General features: G+C 27.6%; 18 protein-coding genes. 2 read left to right on the forward strand and 16 right to left on the reverse strand.

Going from position 1 to position 15,990, the window contains the following annotated elements; translation table 11 throughout:
- Positions 1–22: 22 nt before the first annotated feature.
- From ASHG_RS09545 to rpmH, 16 genes are all read right to left on the reverse strand, one after another.
- Positions 23–310: a P-II family nitrogen regulator gene (locus tag ASHG_RS09545; RefSeq protein WP_316244690.1), complete on the reverse strand. Its 288-nt coding sequence runs from the start codon at positions 308–310 to the stop codon at positions 23–25.
- Between the two features lie 119 nt (positions 311–429).
- Positions 430–819, reverse strand: a complete 390-nt coding sequence (locus ASHG_RS06325; RefSeq protein ID WP_040398429.1) for a DUF1538 family protein — start codon at positions 817–819, stop codon at positions 430–432.
- Positions 820–930: 111 nt separating this feature from the next.
- On the reverse strand, positions 931–1,917 hold the full coding sequence (pta, locus tag ASHG_RS06330) for a phosphate acetyltransferase (RefSeq protein ID WP_040398272.1): 987 nt from the start codon (positions 1,915–1,917) through the stop codon (positions 931–933).
- Between the two features lie 65 nt (positions 1,918–1,982).
- On the reverse strand, positions 1,983–2,453 hold the full coding sequence (locus ASHG_RS06335) for a DUF4446 family protein (protein ID WP_040398273.1): 471 nt from the start codon (positions 2,451–2,453) through the stop codon (positions 1,983–1,985).
- Positions 2,441–3,046, reverse strand: a complete 606-nt coding sequence (locus tag ASHG_RS06340; RefSeq protein WP_040398275.1) for a cyclodeaminase/cyclohydrolase family protein — start codon at positions 3,044–3,046, stop codon at positions 2,441–2,443. Before ASHG_RS06340 ends, ASHG_RS06335 begins: the two co-directional genes overlap by 13 nt.
- Complete coding sequence (locus tag ASHG_RS06345; RefSeq protein ID WP_040398276.1) at positions 3,033–3,878, reverse strand: ParB/RepB/Spo0J family partition protein; 846 nt, start codon at positions 3,876–3,878, stop codon at positions 3,033–3,035. Before ASHG_RS06345 ends, ASHG_RS06340 begins: the two co-directional genes overlap by 14 nt.
- 2 nt (positions 3,879–3,880) lie before the next feature.
- A complete protein-coding gene (locus ASHG_RS06350; RefSeq protein WP_040398278.1) occupies positions 3,881–4,924 on the reverse strand; it encodes a ParA family protein in 1,044 nt (347 codons plus the stop codon).
- The gene (locus ASHG_RS06355; RefSeq protein ID WP_040398280.1) at positions 4,902–6,110 is read right to left on the reverse strand and encodes a CinA family nicotinamide mononucleotide deamidase-related protein; all 1,209 of its coding nucleotides are present in this window, start codon (positions 6,108–6,110) and stop codon (positions 4,902–4,904) included. Before ASHG_RS06355 ends, ASHG_RS06350 begins: the two co-directional genes overlap by 23 nt.
- 53 nt (positions 6,111–6,163) lie before the next feature.
- Positions 6,164–6,793, reverse strand: a complete 630-nt coding sequence (rsmG, locus tag ASHG_RS06360) for a 16S rRNA (guanine(527)-N(7))-methyltransferase RsmG (protein WP_040398281.1) — start codon at positions 6,791–6,793, stop codon at positions 6,164–6,166.
- Positions 6,786–8,687: a tRNA uridine-5-carboxymethylaminomethyl(34) synthesis enzyme MnmG gene (mnmG, locus tag ASHG_RS06365; protein WP_148334119.1), complete on the reverse strand. Its 1,902-nt coding sequence runs from the start codon at positions 8,685–8,687 to the stop codon at positions 6,786–6,788. Before mnmG ends, rsmG begins: the two co-directional genes overlap by 8 nt.
- The gene (mnmE, locus tag ASHG_RS06370) at positions 8,674–10,038 is read right to left on the reverse strand and encodes a tRNA uridine-5-carboxymethylaminomethyl(34) synthesis GTPase MnmE (protein WP_040398284.1); all 1,365 of its coding nucleotides are present in this window, start codon (positions 10,036–10,038) and stop codon (positions 8,674–8,676) included. The genes mnmG and mnmE overlap by 14 nt, the downstream gene beginning before the upstream one ends.
- A gap of 104 nt (positions 10,039–10,142) precedes the next feature.
- Positions 10,143–10,991, reverse strand: a complete 849-nt coding sequence (gene jag / locus ASHG_RS06375) for an RNA-binding cell elongation regulator Jag/EloR (RefSeq protein WP_040398285.1) — start codon at positions 10,989–10,991, stop codon at positions 10,143–10,145.
- Positions 10,957–11,715: a YidC/Oxa1 family membrane protein insertase gene (locus ASHG_RS06380; protein ID WP_040398286.1), complete on the reverse strand. Its 759-nt coding sequence runs from the start codon at positions 11,713–11,715 to the stop codon at positions 10,957–10,959. Before ASHG_RS06380 ends, jag begins: the two co-directional genes overlap by 35 nt.
- Before the next feature lie 41 nt (positions 11,716–11,756).
- Positions 11,757–11,969 carry a membrane protein insertion efficiency factor YidD gene (yidD, locus tag ASHG_RS06385; RefSeq protein ID WP_004815749.1) on the reverse strand — a complete coding sequence of 71 codons (213 nt, stop codon included), beginning with the start codon at positions 11,967–11,969 and terminating at the stop codon, positions 11,757–11,759.
- Positions 11,959–12,309, reverse strand: coding sequence for a ribonuclease P protein component (rnpA, locus tag ASHG_RS06390; RefSeq protein WP_040398288.1), 351 nt, complete (start codon positions 12,307–12,309; stop codon positions 11,959–11,961). Before rnpA ends, yidD begins: the two co-directional genes overlap by 11 nt.
- Before the next feature lie 51 nt (positions 12,310–12,360).
- The gene (gene rpmH, locus ASHG_RS06395; RefSeq protein WP_004815746.1) at positions 12,361–12,495 is read right to left on the reverse strand and encodes a 50S ribosomal protein L34; all 135 of its coding nucleotides are present in this window, start codon (positions 12,493–12,495) and stop codon (positions 12,361–12,363) included.
- A 767-nt stretch (positions 12,496–13,262) separates the two neighbouring features.
- Between rpmH and dnaA the strand changes: the two genes are divergently transcribed.
- Together dnaA and dnaN are read left to right on the forward strand one after the other, a co-directional pair.
- Positions 13,263–14,639 carry a chromosomal replication initiator protein DnaA gene (dnaA, locus tag ASHG_RS06400; protein WP_040398290.1) on the forward strand — a complete coding sequence of 459 codons (1,377 nt, stop codon included), beginning with the start codon at positions 13,263–13,265 and terminating at the stop codon, positions 14,637–14,639.
- A 232-nt stretch (positions 14,640–14,871) separates the two neighbouring features.
- On the forward strand, positions 14,872–15,984 hold the full coding sequence (dnaN, locus tag ASHG_RS06405) for a DNA polymerase III subunit beta (RefSeq protein ID WP_040398291.1): 1,113 nt from the start codon (positions 14,872–14,874) through the stop codon (positions 15,982–15,984).
- Positions 15,985–15,990 lie beyond the last annotated feature (6 nt).

Below are 15,990 nucleotides of genomic sequence, written 5' to 3' on the forward strand. Positions count from 1 at the left end.
TTTATCTTATAATTATACCTTCTTACATTTGCTCAACAAGTCCACGAACGTCTGAAACAGGTAAAGAAAAAATTATACCTTGAGAGTTTTCATCTAATTTCATACTTTCATAATTTGCAGATTTTACATCTTCAGATATTTCTTTTTTTATTAACATTATTACTATGTCTTTTTCAGGCTCAATTGTCATATTTAAAAAGACAGATTTTTTTTGTATACCTGATCCTCTTCCATGAACAACGGTTGCTCCCTTTGCTCCTTTAGCTTGAGATATTTCTATTACCTTATCTGCATTTTCTTTATTAACTATTACATATAAAGCTTAGTACTCCATATTGATTTCTCCTTTAAAATCTACTGGTGTTGTAAAAATAATAGATGAATTTTTCTTATCAAATTTATTTTCTAAATCATCTAGTAATCCATTTACTAAATCATAAGTCCAAATCCTAATGAAATTATTGCAACTATTATTAAGGAAGGAAGTCCAATTGCACTTCTTACTTGATTTGCTAAAATTAAAAGCTCTGGTTCTGCAATGGAAATAATAAAGCCAATAAATATTCCAAATATTATTACCTTTAAAAGATTTTCTGATTTTGCTATAAAATCTCCCATAAAGTATCCAATTTTTGAAATAGAAAGATCAACTCCAGTTAAAAATATAGAAAGTCCAAAAATAACTCCTATACATCCTATAAGGAAATTCACTATCAATTTATTATCTACTGGTCTAAATAAATTGAGTACCAAAACTAAAACAGCTATAGTAATTACTGCCTTAGAGTTTTGTTTTGTTTCTTCTTTAAATATATTCATAAATCTATTTATTGTAATTTAATATCTATATGTTTTATATATTATTTTTTTGTATAACAAAAGAGGCAATCAATTGACTGTCTCTTTTGTTTATTTTAATTTATAAATTTATTAATCTCTAACTTGATTTGCTGTTAGAATTGTTAATTTATATACGTCTTCTTCGTTACATCCTCTTGAAAGGTCGTTAACTGGTTTATTTAATCCTTGAAGTATTGGTCCTAAAGCTTCGTAACCACCAAGTCTTTGGCCAATTTTGTATCCTATATTTGCAGCTTGTAGGTCTGGGAATATAAATACTTTAGCTTTTCCAGCTACATCTGAATTAGGAATTTTCTTTCTAGCTACTTGTGGTGATATAGCTGCATCAAATTGCATTTCTCCATCAACTTTAAGATTTGGATCCATTTCTTTAGCAAGTTTTGTAGCTTCTTCTACTTTTCTTGCAAGTTCATGTTTTGCAGATCCCTTTGTTGAGAATGATAACATAGCAACTATTGGATCAATTCCGAATTCTTCAGCTGTTTTTGCAGCTTCAACTGCAACTTCTGCAAGTTCATTTGATTGAAGAGTAATATTTATTGCTGTATCTGCAAATAATAATTTTTCTCCGTTAGGTCCAAGCATAATCATAACACCAGATACCCTATTAACACCTTTTCTTGTTTTAATAAGTTGTAGAGCTGGTCTTACAGTATCTCCTGTCGGATTTGATGCACCTGATACCATTCCGTCTGCTTTCCCTGTTTGAACAAGCATTGTTCCAAAATAGTTGTTATCTTTTTTTAGTATATATTCACCATCTTCTCTGGTGTTTTTACCTTTTCTTAATTCAACATATTTATCAACTAATTCATCAAGTAGTTCGCTTTCTCTTGGGTTTATTATTTGTATATCACCTAATTTTACCCCTTCATCGTCTGCTACTTTTTGAATTTCTTCTTTGTCACCAAGTAGTATTGGAACTATAAGTCCATCATTATTATGTCTAATAGCTGCTCTTAATACTCTTGAATCATTGCCTTCTGGAAATACTATTCTACGATTTTTCCCTTTAATATTTTCAGTAGCAAGTTCCATAACTCCATCGTTTGCCATAATAACCTCCTAGTTATAATTCGATTTTAGCATTACTATTATACCCTATTTAAAGAAATTTTCTTCTATAATTTTGCTTTTTCTAAGCATTCCTTTTCCCTATCTGATAATTCAATTTCACTATCACCATTTACTATCTCTTTTAAGTAGGTATTTGAGCCATCTTGAGAATAAAGATTTGTTAGGATGATTCCATTATGGTAGGAATCAAGAAGTGTTAAGGAAAAAGAATTTCTTCCTCTTTGACTATTAAATGCATCATAATGAACTACAGCCATCTTACTTACAGCACCCATAGAGGTATTTTTTGTATCAGATGCTCTTTGATCAAGTGATTTAATTTCTCTATTTGACTCTTCTATTTGAGCATTTAATTCAAGAATTAATTCTTCCATATTAATATCAGGATTTTTTCCTCTAAGTAAATGATCGTATCTTCTTTTTTGTCTTTTTAATTTGTTATTATTAGCCTTAATCATTGAATATTCAAATATTACAAGAATAAAAAGTATAACTATGGCAATTATTTGTCCCATTTCTTTTCCCTCTCTTTGATAATTTTTATATTTTCATTATATAATTTATCACAAAATTTTATAATAGATTCATAATTAGTTTTTTCAATATTTTTATCTAATAAATCATCTTCATTCATAGTAAGATTAATAAAAGAAGAATGAATGGCTTCTTTAACAAGTCTAAGTCCTATTTCACCATCACTTATAGCTTCTATTTTTCCATATTTTAAAATAAAATCACAATCTTGTAAAATAATAATCATAAGTTCAATTGTTCTTTTAGGAGCTATGTTAGCCTTTATTATTAAATCATCATAATCTTTAACTTGATCATTTTTATAAGCTCTAAGCAGATTGTTAACATTATTAATATCTTCTTGCATTAATTCTTCTAATTCTTTAGAATATTTTTTGAATTTTTCTTCAATCTTTTTTGATTTTTTATTTAATTTTTCATCACCATAGTCTTTTTTTGCCATCATCAAAATAAGATTTAAGCCAAGATTTCCAACTAGACTAGTAATAGCTCCACCACCAGGATTTGCTGTTTTTTTTCTGGTATTTTCTATAAGATTTCCAACAGTAAAATCTATCATTTTATTCTTTTCCATTTTTTATTCTCCAATATAAACTTTCTATATCATCGATAGAAAAACAATCAATACTTACCTTATATCCTTCATTGTTTTTCTTGATTTCTACTTTTGAATTTAAAAGATCAATAAATTTTTCTTCAAAATCTTCAAATAATATTTTATCTAAATTATTATCATTATTAATATTATTATTAGGTTTTATTTTTCTCGATTTTTTTTCAACTTTTCTTATATTTGTTTTTTTATTTTTAAGGTCATCTAATGATTTCTTTCTATCTTCCTCGTCTTTTATTGAAAGAAGAGTTCTAGCTTGAGAAGAAGAAATATTTCCTTCTTGAAGTTCCTTTTTTGAATTTTCATCAAGTTTTAATAACCTTAGAGTGTTTGCTATATATGATCTTGATTTACCAACAGTTTTTGCAATCTCATCTTGAGTCATATTGTAATTTTTACACAACTCATTATAAGCATTAGCTTCCTCAAGACCTGTCAAATCTTCTCTTTGAACGTTTTCTATAATTGAAAGTATATCTATATTTTTATTATCAACATTTTTAATAATTGCATCAATTTCTGTAAGTCCCAAAAGTTTACTAGCTCTATATCTTCTTTCACCAGCAATTATTTCATATTTAATGCCATTTTTTCTAAGGACAATAGGATTTAACAAACCATATCTTTCTATAGATTCACTAAGACCTAGAAGAGATTTGTCGTCAAAACTTTTTCTAGGCTGATCATCTCTTGTATATATTTTTTCCATAGGAATTCTTACTATGGACTTATTTCTCTTATTATTTTCTGGTATTAGAGATCCTAGACCTCTTCCCAAAGATTTTTTTGTCATAGCTAATCCCTCTTTTCGTTATTTTGTAGTTTGTTATCGTTAAAAGAAAATTTATTCTTATGAATTAAGCTTTCTTCAGATTTTTTTGAATTATTTTGGATATTCTTTTCTTCTTTTTCTTTTTTCAAATCTTTACTTTTTTCTTCTTCAATTTTTTTAGATTTTAAATCTTCATCTTCATTTTTACTTAAAGAATTATTTTGTGAAACATTTTCTGTTTTGGATTCATTATTTGAATCTGATACTTCTTCTCTTAATTTTTTTTCATTTAAATCCTCGGTAGGCTTTTCTAGATTTTCAATAAGTTCTTTTGCAAGATCAATATAGGCTCTAGCTCCTTTTGAATTTTCATCATAAACTATAGCACTTTTTCCAAAAGAAGGTGCCTCGGCGAGTTTTATATTTCTTGGAATCATTGTAGCAAAAACTTTATCATTAAAATAGGACTTGACTTCTTCTACTACTTCGTAAGATAAGTTTGTATCTTTATCAAACATACATAATAAAACTCCCTCAATTTCTAAATCATCTTTTATAGAATTTTTGATAGAATTATAAGTTTTTAATAATTCACTTACTCCCTCCAAAGCATAATATTCAGTTTGTATGGGAATTATTATTGAATCACTTGCAACAAGAGCATTTAAAGATAAAAGTCCTAAAGAAGGAGGACAATCAATTAAAATAATATCAAAATCTGATTTTATTTCATCAATTATTTCTTGTAACATTTTTAGTCTTTCCTCTTCGTCTAAACTTACAAGCTCGACTTCAAGTCCAGATAAAGCATTTTCGCTTACAATCAAATAAGGTCCATCATCTGTTTTTATTATGTAATCCTTATAATCTTCTTCATAAAACATTTTATAAATTGATTTTTCTACCTTGTTTCTATCTAAACCCAATCCTGTTGTAGTATTAGCTTGAGGATCAAAATCTATTACAAGGACTTTTTTATCTAATTTAGAAAGTGCAACAGCAAGATTAACAACGCTAGTTGTTTTTCCTACCCCACCTTTTTGATTAAATATCGATATCGTCTTCATACTTACCTCTCATAATTAAAATAGCAAGATCCATAGCTCTATTTTTTGCAAAAAGTCTTGCCTTATTCCTATCAGCCGAAAATTTGAATTCTTTAATTACTTTTTTCTTTCCATATTTAATTCCTAAGAATATTTCCCCTTTATTAGCATATCCTGTAGAAACTATACAAAGATTAGAATTTGTAATATCATACAAACCATCAAGCATTTCTAAAGCACATTCATAGCTAACAGCTCCATATTGTTCTAAAGTTTCACGTGAAACATTTAGAGTTTTCTCTTTTACTCTATCAGAATATGTTATAAACGATTCTTCTATTACTTCACTTGCACCTGATATATCAATAATAGATGAAGCAATTAAGCCACCAGTAACAGATTCTGCAGTAGAAATTTTTTCATCTCTTTCTTTTAATAAATTTATTAGTGTTTCTTCTTTTCTAAGACTATCATCAGAAATTAAAAGACTTTTGAAAACTTCTTTTACTTCTTTTTCTTTTTTATCTAAAAGACGATCTGCTTCTTCATGACTTTTTGCCTTAGCTGTTATTCTTAAATATCCACCTTGATTATCAAAATATGGGGATATTGTTGGATTTTTGGATGTCAAATCAATTCTATTTGCCATATCCCATTCACCTAATAAAGCAATTTTTAAATTTCTAGATTTTATTACAGAATTATAGTTTAAGTGTTTTACAAGTTTATTTTCAAACATATAATTCATCTCTCTAGGCGGACCAGGCAGAAGAATTATTTTATTTTTTAAAATACAACCTGGTGCAGTACCTCTATCATTATCCAAAATTATTGCATCTTTTGGAAACATAGCTTGTTTTATATTTACATTCATTGCCTTTTTTTTATTAGAAAAATTAGATTCAAGTCTTTGTTTTGATCTTTGATCTACACAAACTTGATCTTCTTGTCTCAAGACTTTTATTGCTATTTCTTTTGTAATATCATCTTCTGTTGGTCCAAGCCCACCTGTTGTAAAAACATAATCGACTTCTTTCACTGCTTCTTTCATAGCCTTAAATAATCTATCAGGATTATCTCCAACAGTAGTCATTTTAAAAACATCTATGCCTAATTCGGTAAGCTTATTTGCTAAATATTTAGAATTAGTATCTGTAATATTTCCTAATAAAATTTCTGTTCCTACAGAAATAATTTGTGCTTTCATAAAACCTCTTTTCTATAAGATTCAATAAAAAAATGTTTCATGTGAAACATTTTTTATAATGGTTTTTTCTTTGGTAAGTTTTTATCTCTTGGATATTTCTTTTTTGTAGATCTTACTTTTTTTATCAAAATATTTTTTCTTGTATTTCCATAAAGATCTAAAGAATCTATATTAATTAATTCTCCACCTAAAATCTTCAATGCATTTTGAGCATATTCATATTCTTCTTCTGCCTTCGGACCTTTCATAGCTATAAATATTCCACCAACTTTCAAAAATGGAAGTGCATACTCAGAAAGTGTTGATAGATTTGCTACTGCTCTTGATACTACCATATCAAATTCTTCTCTGTGCTCTTTTGCGTAATCTTCTGCTCTTACATGAATTGCTCTAGCATTTTTTAGATTTAACTGATCTATAACTTGATTCATAAAATTAACTTTTTTATTAACTGAATCTATTAAGGTTAAGTCAAATTCTTTTTCTATTCTTAGAGGAATACCTGGAAATCCAGCACCAGAACCTATATCCAAAACTTTCATTCCATCATTAATATATGATTTTATGGTCAAAGAATCTTCAAAATGTTTAATTCTTATTTCCTCTGGATCATCTATACTTGTTAAATTAAATTTTTTGTTAGTTTCTATAAGCATTTGCTCATATTTTTCAAACTTATCCATTTATATCTCCTGCTTTTAATCTAATAAGCAAGACATTAATGTCCGCTGGTGAAACTCCAGAAATTCTTGAAGCTTGTCCTATTGAATCTGGTTTTATTTTATTTAATTTCTCTGCAGATTCTTTTTTAAGTCCTTTTATCTTACTATAGTCGATGTCATGGTCAAGCCTTTTATTTTCAAGCTTTTTAAACTTACCAATATCTGCCATTTGTTTTTTAATATATCCTTGATATTTTATTTCAGTTTGCACTTGAATTTGTTGGAATTTTGGAAGATTTGGTCTATCTGGATCTAAGATTTCTAGTTTTTCATATGTTAATTCTGGTCTTTTTATAAGATCAAATAAACTATAACCAGTCTTTAATGGGCTAGATCCAATTTCTTCCATAATTTTATTATTTTCTTCATTTGGACTTATCATTACCTTTTGAAGTCTTTGTATCTCATTTTCTATGTTTTGTCTTTTTTCGATCATTTTTTCAAAACGTTCATCTGTAACTAAGCCTATTTCGTGTGCTTTTTCTGTAAGTCTAAAGTCAGCATTATCTTGCCTCATTGTAAGTCTATATTCACATCTTGATGTCATCATCCTGTATGGTTCATTAGTTCCTTTTGTTACCAAATCATCAATCAAAACTCCTATATAAGCATCAGACCTGTCTAAAATTAATGGATCATCTCCTCTTAATTTTAGTGCTGCATTAATTCCTGCAATAAGTCCTTGACCTGCTGCTTCTTCGTATCCGCTTGAACCATTAATTTGTCCAGCAAAAAATAAATTTTCAATTTCTTTTGACTCTAAGCTTCTTTTTAGATTAGTAGAATCCAAGCAATCATATTCAATTCCATATGCAGGTCTTATAATTTTACAATCTTCAAGTCCTTTTATAGTTTTATAAAATTCCTTTTGAATTTCTTGAGGAAGAGTTGATGATACTCCTTGAATATACATCTCATCAGTTGAAAGACTTTCAGGTTCAATGAAAACTTGGTGGATATCCCTATCAGGAAATCTTACCATTTTATCTTCTATTGATGGACAATATCTTGGTCCAATTCCTTTTACAAGGCCACCATACATAGGAGATCTATCCAAATTATCCATAATAATTTCTTTAGTTTTTTCAGTAGTATAAGTCAAGTAACAAGCTTCTTGTTTTTTATCAGAAAAATCTTCGCCTTCATTTAAAAATGAAAAAGCTACAATATTTTCATCACCTTTTTGAATTTCAGTTTTTGAAAGATCTAGACTTTTTTTGTCAACCCTAGCAGGAGTACCAGTTTTAAAACGTCTAAGTGAAAAACCCAAGTCTTCTAAACTATCTGAAAGATGGGTTGCTGCTGAAAGTCCATGAGGACCTGATGTTTTTTGAAAATCTCCCATCAAAATTTTCCCATTTAAGTATGTTCCTGTACAAACTACGCAAGCTTTAGTTGGAAAAATTGCTCCTTGAACAGTTTCAACACTTTTTACTTTTCCATCCTCTACATTAATCTTATCTACCTCTTGTTCAAACAAATCTAAATTTTCTTGATTTTCAAGAGTTTTTTTCATCTCTTGGTGGTACTTTACTTTATCAGCTTGTACTCTAAGAGAATGAACTGCAGGGCCTTTAGATGTATTTAACATCCTTGATTGAATAAAGGTCTTATCAATATTTATTGCCATCTGTCCACCAAGAGCATCAATTTCTCTAACTATGTGTCCTTTTCCTGTTCCACCAATATTTGGATTACAAGGCATATCAGCCACAGATTCCATACTTGTTGTTAAAACCAAAGTTTTAAATCCAAGCCTAGCACTACTTAAAGCTGCCTCACATCCTGCATGACCTGCTCCTATAACTACAATGTCATAAGATTCATCTATATATTTTTTATTATTTTCCAACACAAAACTCCCTAAATACTTTATCCATTATTTCATCTGAAACTGTATCTCCTATTATTAGACCCAAATCATCATAAGAAGATCTCAAATCAACTTCTACACAATCTATAGGAACAAAAGATTTTATATCACTTAATGAAGATTGTAATTTTTTCTTTGAGGAATTTAAGAGTCTTTCATGTCTTAAATTTGTAATCATCAAGGACTCTTTATTTAATTCTTTAGAATCAAAAATTTCAAAAATTGCCCCTTCTAGTTTATCAATTCCATCTCTAGAAATCATAGAGGTTTCTATTATTTTAAAATCTTTACTAAAATCTTCTTTTGAAATTTTAGAATCTAGATCTATCTTATTTAAAATAATAATGGCATTTTTCCCCTTTAATAAATCAAGAATAATCTTATCTTCATCATCAAGCTCTCTTGATCTATCAAAGATAGCAATAATCAAATCAGCACCTTGAGCCAATTCTTTTGATCTTTTAACGCCAATTTTTTCAACTTCATCGTGTGTTTCTCTAATACCTGCTGTATCATTTATTTTTAAAGTTAAGTTACCAAGATTTATATATTCGGTTATAGAATCTCTAGTAGTTCCTGGTATATCTGTAACAATTGCTCTATTTTCATTCAATAAAACATTTAATAGTGAAGATTTACCTACATTAGGTTTTCCAATAATTGTAGTTTCTATTCCACCTTTTACCAACTTTCCCTTATTAGCAGTTGATAAAAGCTTTGTGATTTCATCATTTGCCTTGTCCATATAGTCAATAATATCATCAAGAGGAAGGTCTTCTCCATCTTCTGTAAAATTGATTGAATATTCTATTCTTGATAAGGCCTCTAGTTCAATTTTTCTGATTTGTTCAATTTTTTCTCTTAGCATACCAGATAATTGCTTTAGACCTTGTTTTTGTGAAATTTCATTAGTTGAATTTATAATGTCAAGAACAGCCTCTGCTTGGGAAAGATCAATCCTTCCATTTAGAAATGCTCTTTTTGTAAATTCACCTCTATCTGCAAGTTCACACCCTAAATCTAAGAGTAAGTTTAAAATATCTCTTACAGAAATCATAGATCCATGACAATTTATTTCGCAAATATCTTCTCTAGTATAAGTATATGGTCCCTTCATAAAATTAACCATTACTTCATCATAAATACGTCCATCTTTTTCTATATGACCATATCTCATCATCCTATTATCTTTTTCTATATCTAAAGCTTTATTGTTAATTGGCTTAAAAATCTTTTTAATAATGTCAAAAGATTTACTGCCACTCATACGAACTATAGATATACCGCCAGTTCCTTGCGGAGTAGAAATTGCTGCTATTGTAGATTCACTCATAATTCATCCTTTCTTAAATGACTGTTTACCTTTGACATAAACATTCTTTCAATATTATACATTAATTTTACCAATAAAAAAAGATGTTTCACGTGAAACATCTCTTATTTATAATCAACTACTACAAATCTTTTTGGTTCAACACCCTCTGAATGAGAATCAAGTTTATCATATTTTGCAATTTGTTCGTGGGCAAGTCTTCTTTCATATGAATTCATATATTTTAAATTCCAACTTTTTCTGGTTTTTAAAACTTTTTTACAAGCCTTATCTGCAAGCATTACTATCTTTTCATCTCTTCTTTTTTTGTAGTTATTTATATCAATATTAAGCTTAACTTTATTTGATCTAGCTTTAATAATTTTTCTTATAACAGTTTCGATAGCATCAAGTGTTTTTCCACCTTTACCAATTACTATTCCTGTATCTTTTGGATCAATCTTTGCATCAAGCTTAATTATATTATCTTCAAGATTTCCTATTACTTTAACATCTTCAAAGTGCATTTCTATAAGAATTTTTTCTAAAAGATCTTTTGCTTTATAATAAAGACTAACTTCATCTTCTTTTTGTTCATCATCAATCAATGACTCCAAAGATTCTTCTTGATCACTATTTTCTAAAACTTCTTGGTTTTCAATAATTTCTGATTCATGATTGATATTTTCTTCCTCAATTTTTTCTGAAATTTCTTCGACATCAAATTCTTTTTCAAGATTTTTTTTGCTATCTTCTTCGATTTCTTTAATTAAAGAATCAATACCTTCATTTATATCTTCTTCATAAGATACTTTTACAACAGCATCTTTTTGACCAATTAGTCCTAAAAAACCTGTTGATTCTTCTTCTAGAACATCAACTTGAACTTCATCTATTGATTTATTAACCTCTTTTAAAGCTTCTTTTATAGCTTCATCTTTAGTTTTTGCTGTTTTTACTATTGATCTTTTCATTTTCTTCCTCTTTATCTCTTTTGCTTAGACCAATTATATATTGACCACCTAATATTATAAGCCTTGCAAGTGAACTTGTTGTCCAATAAAGTGGCAAACCTGCTGGTAGGTTTCTAAATACAAAATAATAAATAATTGGCATAATCATAAGCATATTATTCATAGAACCCATGCCTGGTGTATTTTGAGCCTGACTTTGTGGTGAAGTTTTCATAGTAAAAACTTGAACCACTAATTGACTTATACTTGTTAAAAGTGGCAAACCATAAAATAAAGGATCTGCTTTTGAAAGGGTTGGTACCCATAAAAAATTATCCTTTACTTGATGCATTGATCCTGAAAAAATATACTTATCAGGACTTTGTATAACCCTATATAAGGATAATAGTATCAATAATTGAAAAATCATTACAAGACATGAAGAAAGTCCTGGTCCAACTCCTTCTTCTTTATACAATTTTTGCATTTTTTGTTGCATAATTTGAGGATCATAAGCATATTTTTTCTTTATTTCTTCAATTTTCGGTTGAATTTCCCCACTTTTTGCAGCTTGTTTTTGTTGATTCATAGTCATTGGTATAGTAATTAAAGATACCAATATTGTCATTAAAATAATTGAAATAGCATAAAAACTTATATTAGATGGTTCAGCAAAATTATTTACTAAAGAATCATAAATAAATTTCATCAAGCTACCCAATAATTGTGCTATAAAATTTAACATTATTTCTCCTAATCTCTAGTGTAATTTAAAAAAATCAATTGTTAGGCTGGATCATATCCTCCTTTAGAAAAAGGATTGCACCTTAAAATTCTCCAACTAGCCTTAAAAAAGGCCTTAAAAAAATTATACTTTTTAAAACAGTCAATAGCATATTGGCTACAAGTAGGATAATATTTACATTTTCCAGAGCCTAAGAGTGGAGAAATAAACAATTGATAAAATCTAATAATTATTAGAAAAAGTTTATTTAACATATCTAATTTTCTTGTCCTTAAAGGCTTTACTAAGTACATGGCCTAAAGAAGATTTAAGTTTTTGGTAAGTGAAATCTGTAGTGTGTTTTTTTGGAATTATAATTATATCAACATTATTAATATTTCTATAATTTTCATAAACTATTGACCTAAGTCTTCTTTTAAGTTTGTTTCTTTGATTTGCCTTTCCTACCTTTTTTGAAATAGAAAAGCCAAACCTTGGCCTATTAACACCGTTATTTTTAATAAAAACGGTAAAATCTCTATTGTAGTAGTGCTTAGATTTTCTATAAACCCTTTCAAAGTCTACATTCTTTCTTAAACTAAATTGTTTTTCCATAAGAATAAAACCTAACTTTATCTACAATATAAAAAAGCCGCAGCTTTTTTATTATGCAGATAATTTCTTTCTTCCCTTTTGTCTTCTGGATTTTAAAACTCTTCTTCCAGCGGGAGTTGACATTCTTTTTCTAAAGCCATGGTCTTTTTTTCTTTTTCTTCTATTTGGTTGATAAGTTCTCTTCATGTTATCACCTCCTATTATTTTACGCTGTCTTTTATTATATTTAAATAATGGTAGAAAGTCAAGGTTTTATATATAAATTTATAAAAAAAATGACTAATTTAAAATTTAAAAAATAATGTTTAAAATTTCCTTAATTTTCTACAAATTTAAAATAGTAAAAAATAATAATAAATATAAATAGATGCAAATATAAAATTCAAAATAATATACAAATATTCATTGATTTTAAATTTTTATTTATATGTATATAAGTTTTTTTATTTATATTTTATACACATAAGTAATTGATAACTTTTTGTATGTATATTTTTTAAATTTTTTGTAAATTATTTTTTAATTACTCGTAAAATTGCAAATGTAAATATTAAAATATTAAAAAAATTTAATATTTTACCAACTTATCCACAAAATCCACATAGATTTAATATTACTAAATTTTTTATTTTTAATCTTATCCCAAAATTATCAACAATTTGTGGATAACTTTACAAGATGGCTATATTAGTGTATAATCTCTTGTGTAAAAGATGAAGATAAGTCAAATTTTAAATAATTTTTTGATTAATATTGTGGATAATTTTTTTTAATACTGTTATTTTTTTAAGATTTTTTCAAAATTTATTTAAATTTCAGTATTTATTATATCCACACTAAACTTATCCACAACTTATCCAAATTTTGGGGATAAGTCATAAAACTTATGTAACCTCTTGTAATTTACTTATTTTTTATTTGTGGATAATATTTTATGAAAGTGAGCCAATAAGATGAATCTAGAATACATAACTAATGAATTAAAAGAAAAAATGAAAATGAATGTTCCAGATCTTCAACAATATGAAACTTGGATTGGTATTTTAAAACCTTTAAATAAGTACGATAATACAATTTATTTAGAAATACCTAAAAATGATACCAAATTTATTTTTGACCAAATATGGGTTCCCCAATTGCAAAGTATCTTAAATGATATTAATCAAAGGGAAAACACTACTTATAAAATTGAAATTGTTGCAAAAGATGGGCCTAATTATGAGGATATTTTAACCCTTGGTAGAAATGTTGACGATAATGGACAATTAAGGCTTAATAATGTAAATAAGTATCCTAAACCACTTTTGGAAAAAAATAATATTTTTGAAAATTTTGTCCAAGGTAAATCTAATCAATTAGCCCTTGCAGCTAGCCAATCTGTTGCTGAAAATATGGCAAACTACAAGGTATCAAGAGTTTATAATCCTCTTTTTATTTATGGATCTAGTGGGCTTGGTAAAACTCATTTAATGCAAGCTATAGCACATGAAATTCTAAAAAAAAGAGATGACTGTTATGTGATGTATCTTTCTAGTGAGAAATTTACTAATGAAATGATTTCAGCTGTTAGAAATAATACAAATGAGGAATTTAGAAAAAAATATCGTTCTGTAGATATGCTTTTGATTGATGATATTCAATTTATAGCAAATAAAACTGGTACACAAGAAGAATTTTTCCACACTTTTGAAGATTTATATAATCAGGGAAAACAAATTGTGATTTCTTCTGATAGACCCCCAAAAGAGATAAAACACTTAGAAGAAAGACTTGTTTCCAGGTTTGGTTGGGGAATTATCGTTGATATTTCAAAACCTGATTTTGAGACAAGGGTTGCAATTTTGCAAAAAAAACAAGATGAGCTTGGAGCTGTTGTTGATTATAAAATTTTGGAATATATAGCAGAAAATATTGAAACAAATATTAGAGATCTAGAAGGAGCCCTTGCAACTTCTATTGCTTGCGCTAAATCAAATAATAGATCTTACGTAAGTCTTGATGATGCAAGACTTGGTGTTAGATCTAGAGTTCATAAAGATAGCAAAAAAATTACAGCTGAAGATATTCAAAAAAAGGTTGCAGAAAGGTATCATGTAAAATTAACAGATCTTAGAGGTAAATCTAGAAAAAAAGAAATAGTTATGCCTAGACAAATTTCAATGTATCTTTGCAGACACCTACTTTCTATATCTCTAGTAAGCCTTGCAAATGAATTTAACAGAGACCATACAACAATTATGCATGGTCACGATAAAATTGAAGCAATGATAGAAGAAGATCAAGATTTTAGACAAGAAATAGAAGAAATAATAAAAGAAATAAAATCTTAGTTATCCACAAAATGTGTATAAGTTTGAGGATAAGCTTGTTTATAAGATTAACATTTAAAAATCTTTATTTTATCTTGTGGATTATGTGTAAAAGTGGATTACTTATAAAAAAATATCCACATTTTATCATTTAAATTTTTTGTTCAAATATAAATATAAAAAAGACTTATCCACATATCCTTGTCACCTATTACTAATACTACTAAGTTTATATAATATGTTAGGAGCAAACATGAAAATAGAAATTCAACAAAAAGACTTATCAAATAAAATCTCCATAGCACTTAAAGCTGTGTCAAGAAAAACCAATATACAAATTCATGAATTAATATACTTTGAAGCCAAAAATGATACCCTTAGTCTAACATCATCTGATGGAGAAATATCTATTCTTACAAAAGTTTCTTGTAATGTAATAGAAGAAGGTGAAATGGCAATAAATGCTAATATCATTTCAAATATAGTAAGAAAATTACCAGATGAATTAATAAAAATAGAAGTAGACGATGCAAAAATAAAAATAACATGTAATGGATCTAAATTTAATATTTTAGCTTTTGATTATTATGAGAAAAAAGATTTGAAGGTTCCAGATGTAGATTATTTGGAAATTCAAAATGATAAATTAAAAAGATCTATTTCTCAAACAGAATTTGCAACAAGTATGGATGAAACAAAGCTTGCCCTTACAGGAATCTTGTTTGAATTAATGGATGGATATATGAATTTTGTTGCCCTTGATGGATACAGAGTAGCTCTCAAAAAATTAAAATTATCCTATCCTTCATCAATGGATAAATCTAGGCTAATAATTCCAAGAAAATCTATATCAGAATGGACTAGAATAATTGACGATGAAAAAATTACAAAAATTTATAAAGATGATAAGGATATAATTTTTGAATCTGGTGATACTACAATGTATTGCAAGGTAATAGATAAAAATTATATTGACTATACAAATATAATTTCAGATATTTCTACAACAAGTCTTGTAGTTGATAGGCAAGAGTTAATAAATTCTTTGGAAAGAGCCCAATTATTAAACAATACTCAAAGAGCAAATCTTATAAAAATTAATATAGAAGATGATAGATGTCTAATAGAATCAAATTCTGAAATTGGAGATTTAAAAGAGACAATACAAGTTCAAAAAGAAGGAGAAGATGTAAAGATAGCCTTTAATGCTAGGTATTTAATAGAGGGAGTAAAGGCTTGTGATACAAAATCTATAAAAATGAACTTAAAATCTTCATTAAATCCTTGCTTAATTTATCCAAACGAATCAAAATATGAGGACGAAGAATTTACTTATCTTGCCCTACCAGTTAGACTTGCAGAATAGGAGTTG

It is taken from the genome of Anaerococcus senegalensis JC48 (assembly GCF_000321005.1).
Classification (GTDB): Bacteria; Bacillota; Clostridia; order Tissierellales; family Peptoniphilaceae; genus Anaerococcus; species Anaerococcus senegalensis.

Coding starts and splice junctions, on each gene's coding strand:
- ASHG_RS06325 (WP_040398429.1), bottom strand. CDS start 819: ATGAATATATTTAAAGAAGAAACAAAACAAAACTCTAAGGCAGTAATT.
- pta (WP_040398272.1), bottom strand. CDS start 1,917: ATGGCAAACGATGGAGTTATGGAACTTGCTACTGAAAATATTAAAGGG.
- ASHG_RS06335 (WP_040398273.1), bottom strand. CDS start 2,453: ATGGGACAAATAATTGCCATAGTTATACTTTTTATTCTTGTAATATTT.
- ASHG_RS06340 (WP_040398275.1), bottom strand. CDS start 3,046: ATGGAAAAGAATAAAATGATAGATTTTACTGTTGGAAATCTTATAGAA.
- ASHG_RS06345 (WP_040398276.1), bottom strand. CDS start 3,878: ATGACAAAAAAATCTTTGGGAAGAGGTCTAGGATCTCTAATACCAGAA.
- ASHG_RS06350 (WP_040398278.1), bottom strand. CDS start 4,924: ATGAAGACGATATCGATATTTAATCAAAAAGGTGGGGTAGGAAAAACA.
- ASHG_RS06355 (WP_040398280.1), bottom strand. CDS start 6,110: ATGAAAGCACAAATTATTTCTGTAGGAACAGAAATTTTATTAGGAAAT.
- rsmG (WP_040398281.1), bottom strand. CDS start 6,793: ATGGATAAGTTTGAAAAATATGAGCAAATGCTTATAGAAACTAACAAA.
- mnmE (WP_040398284.1), bottom strand. CDS start 10,038: ATGAGTGAATCTACAATAGCAGCAATTTCTACTCCGCAAGGAACTGGC.
- jag (WP_040398285.1), bottom strand. CDS start 10,991: ATGAAAAGATCAATAGTAAAAACAGCAAAAACTAAAGATGAAGCTATA.
- ASHG_RS06380 (WP_040398286.1), bottom strand. CDS start 11,715: ATGTTAAATTTTATAGCACAATTATTGGGTAGCTTGATGAAATTTATT.
- yidD (WP_004815749.1), bottom strand. CDS start 11,969: ATGTTAAATAAACTTTTTCTAATAATTATTAGATTTTATCAATTGTTT.
- rnpA (WP_040398288.1), bottom strand. CDS start 12,309: ATGGAAAAACAATTTAGTTTAAGAAAGAATGTAGACTTTGAAAGGGTT.
- rpmH (WP_004815746.1), bottom strand. CDS start 12,495: ATGAAGAGAACTTATCAACCAAATAGAAGAAAAAGAAAAAAAGACCAT.
- dnaA (WP_040398290.1), top strand. CDS start 13,263: ATGAATCTAGAATACATAACTAATGAATTAAAAGAAAAAATGAAAATG.
- dnaN (WP_040398291.1), top strand. CDS start 14,872: ATGAAAATAGAAATTCAACAAAAAGACTTATCAAATAAAATCTCCATA.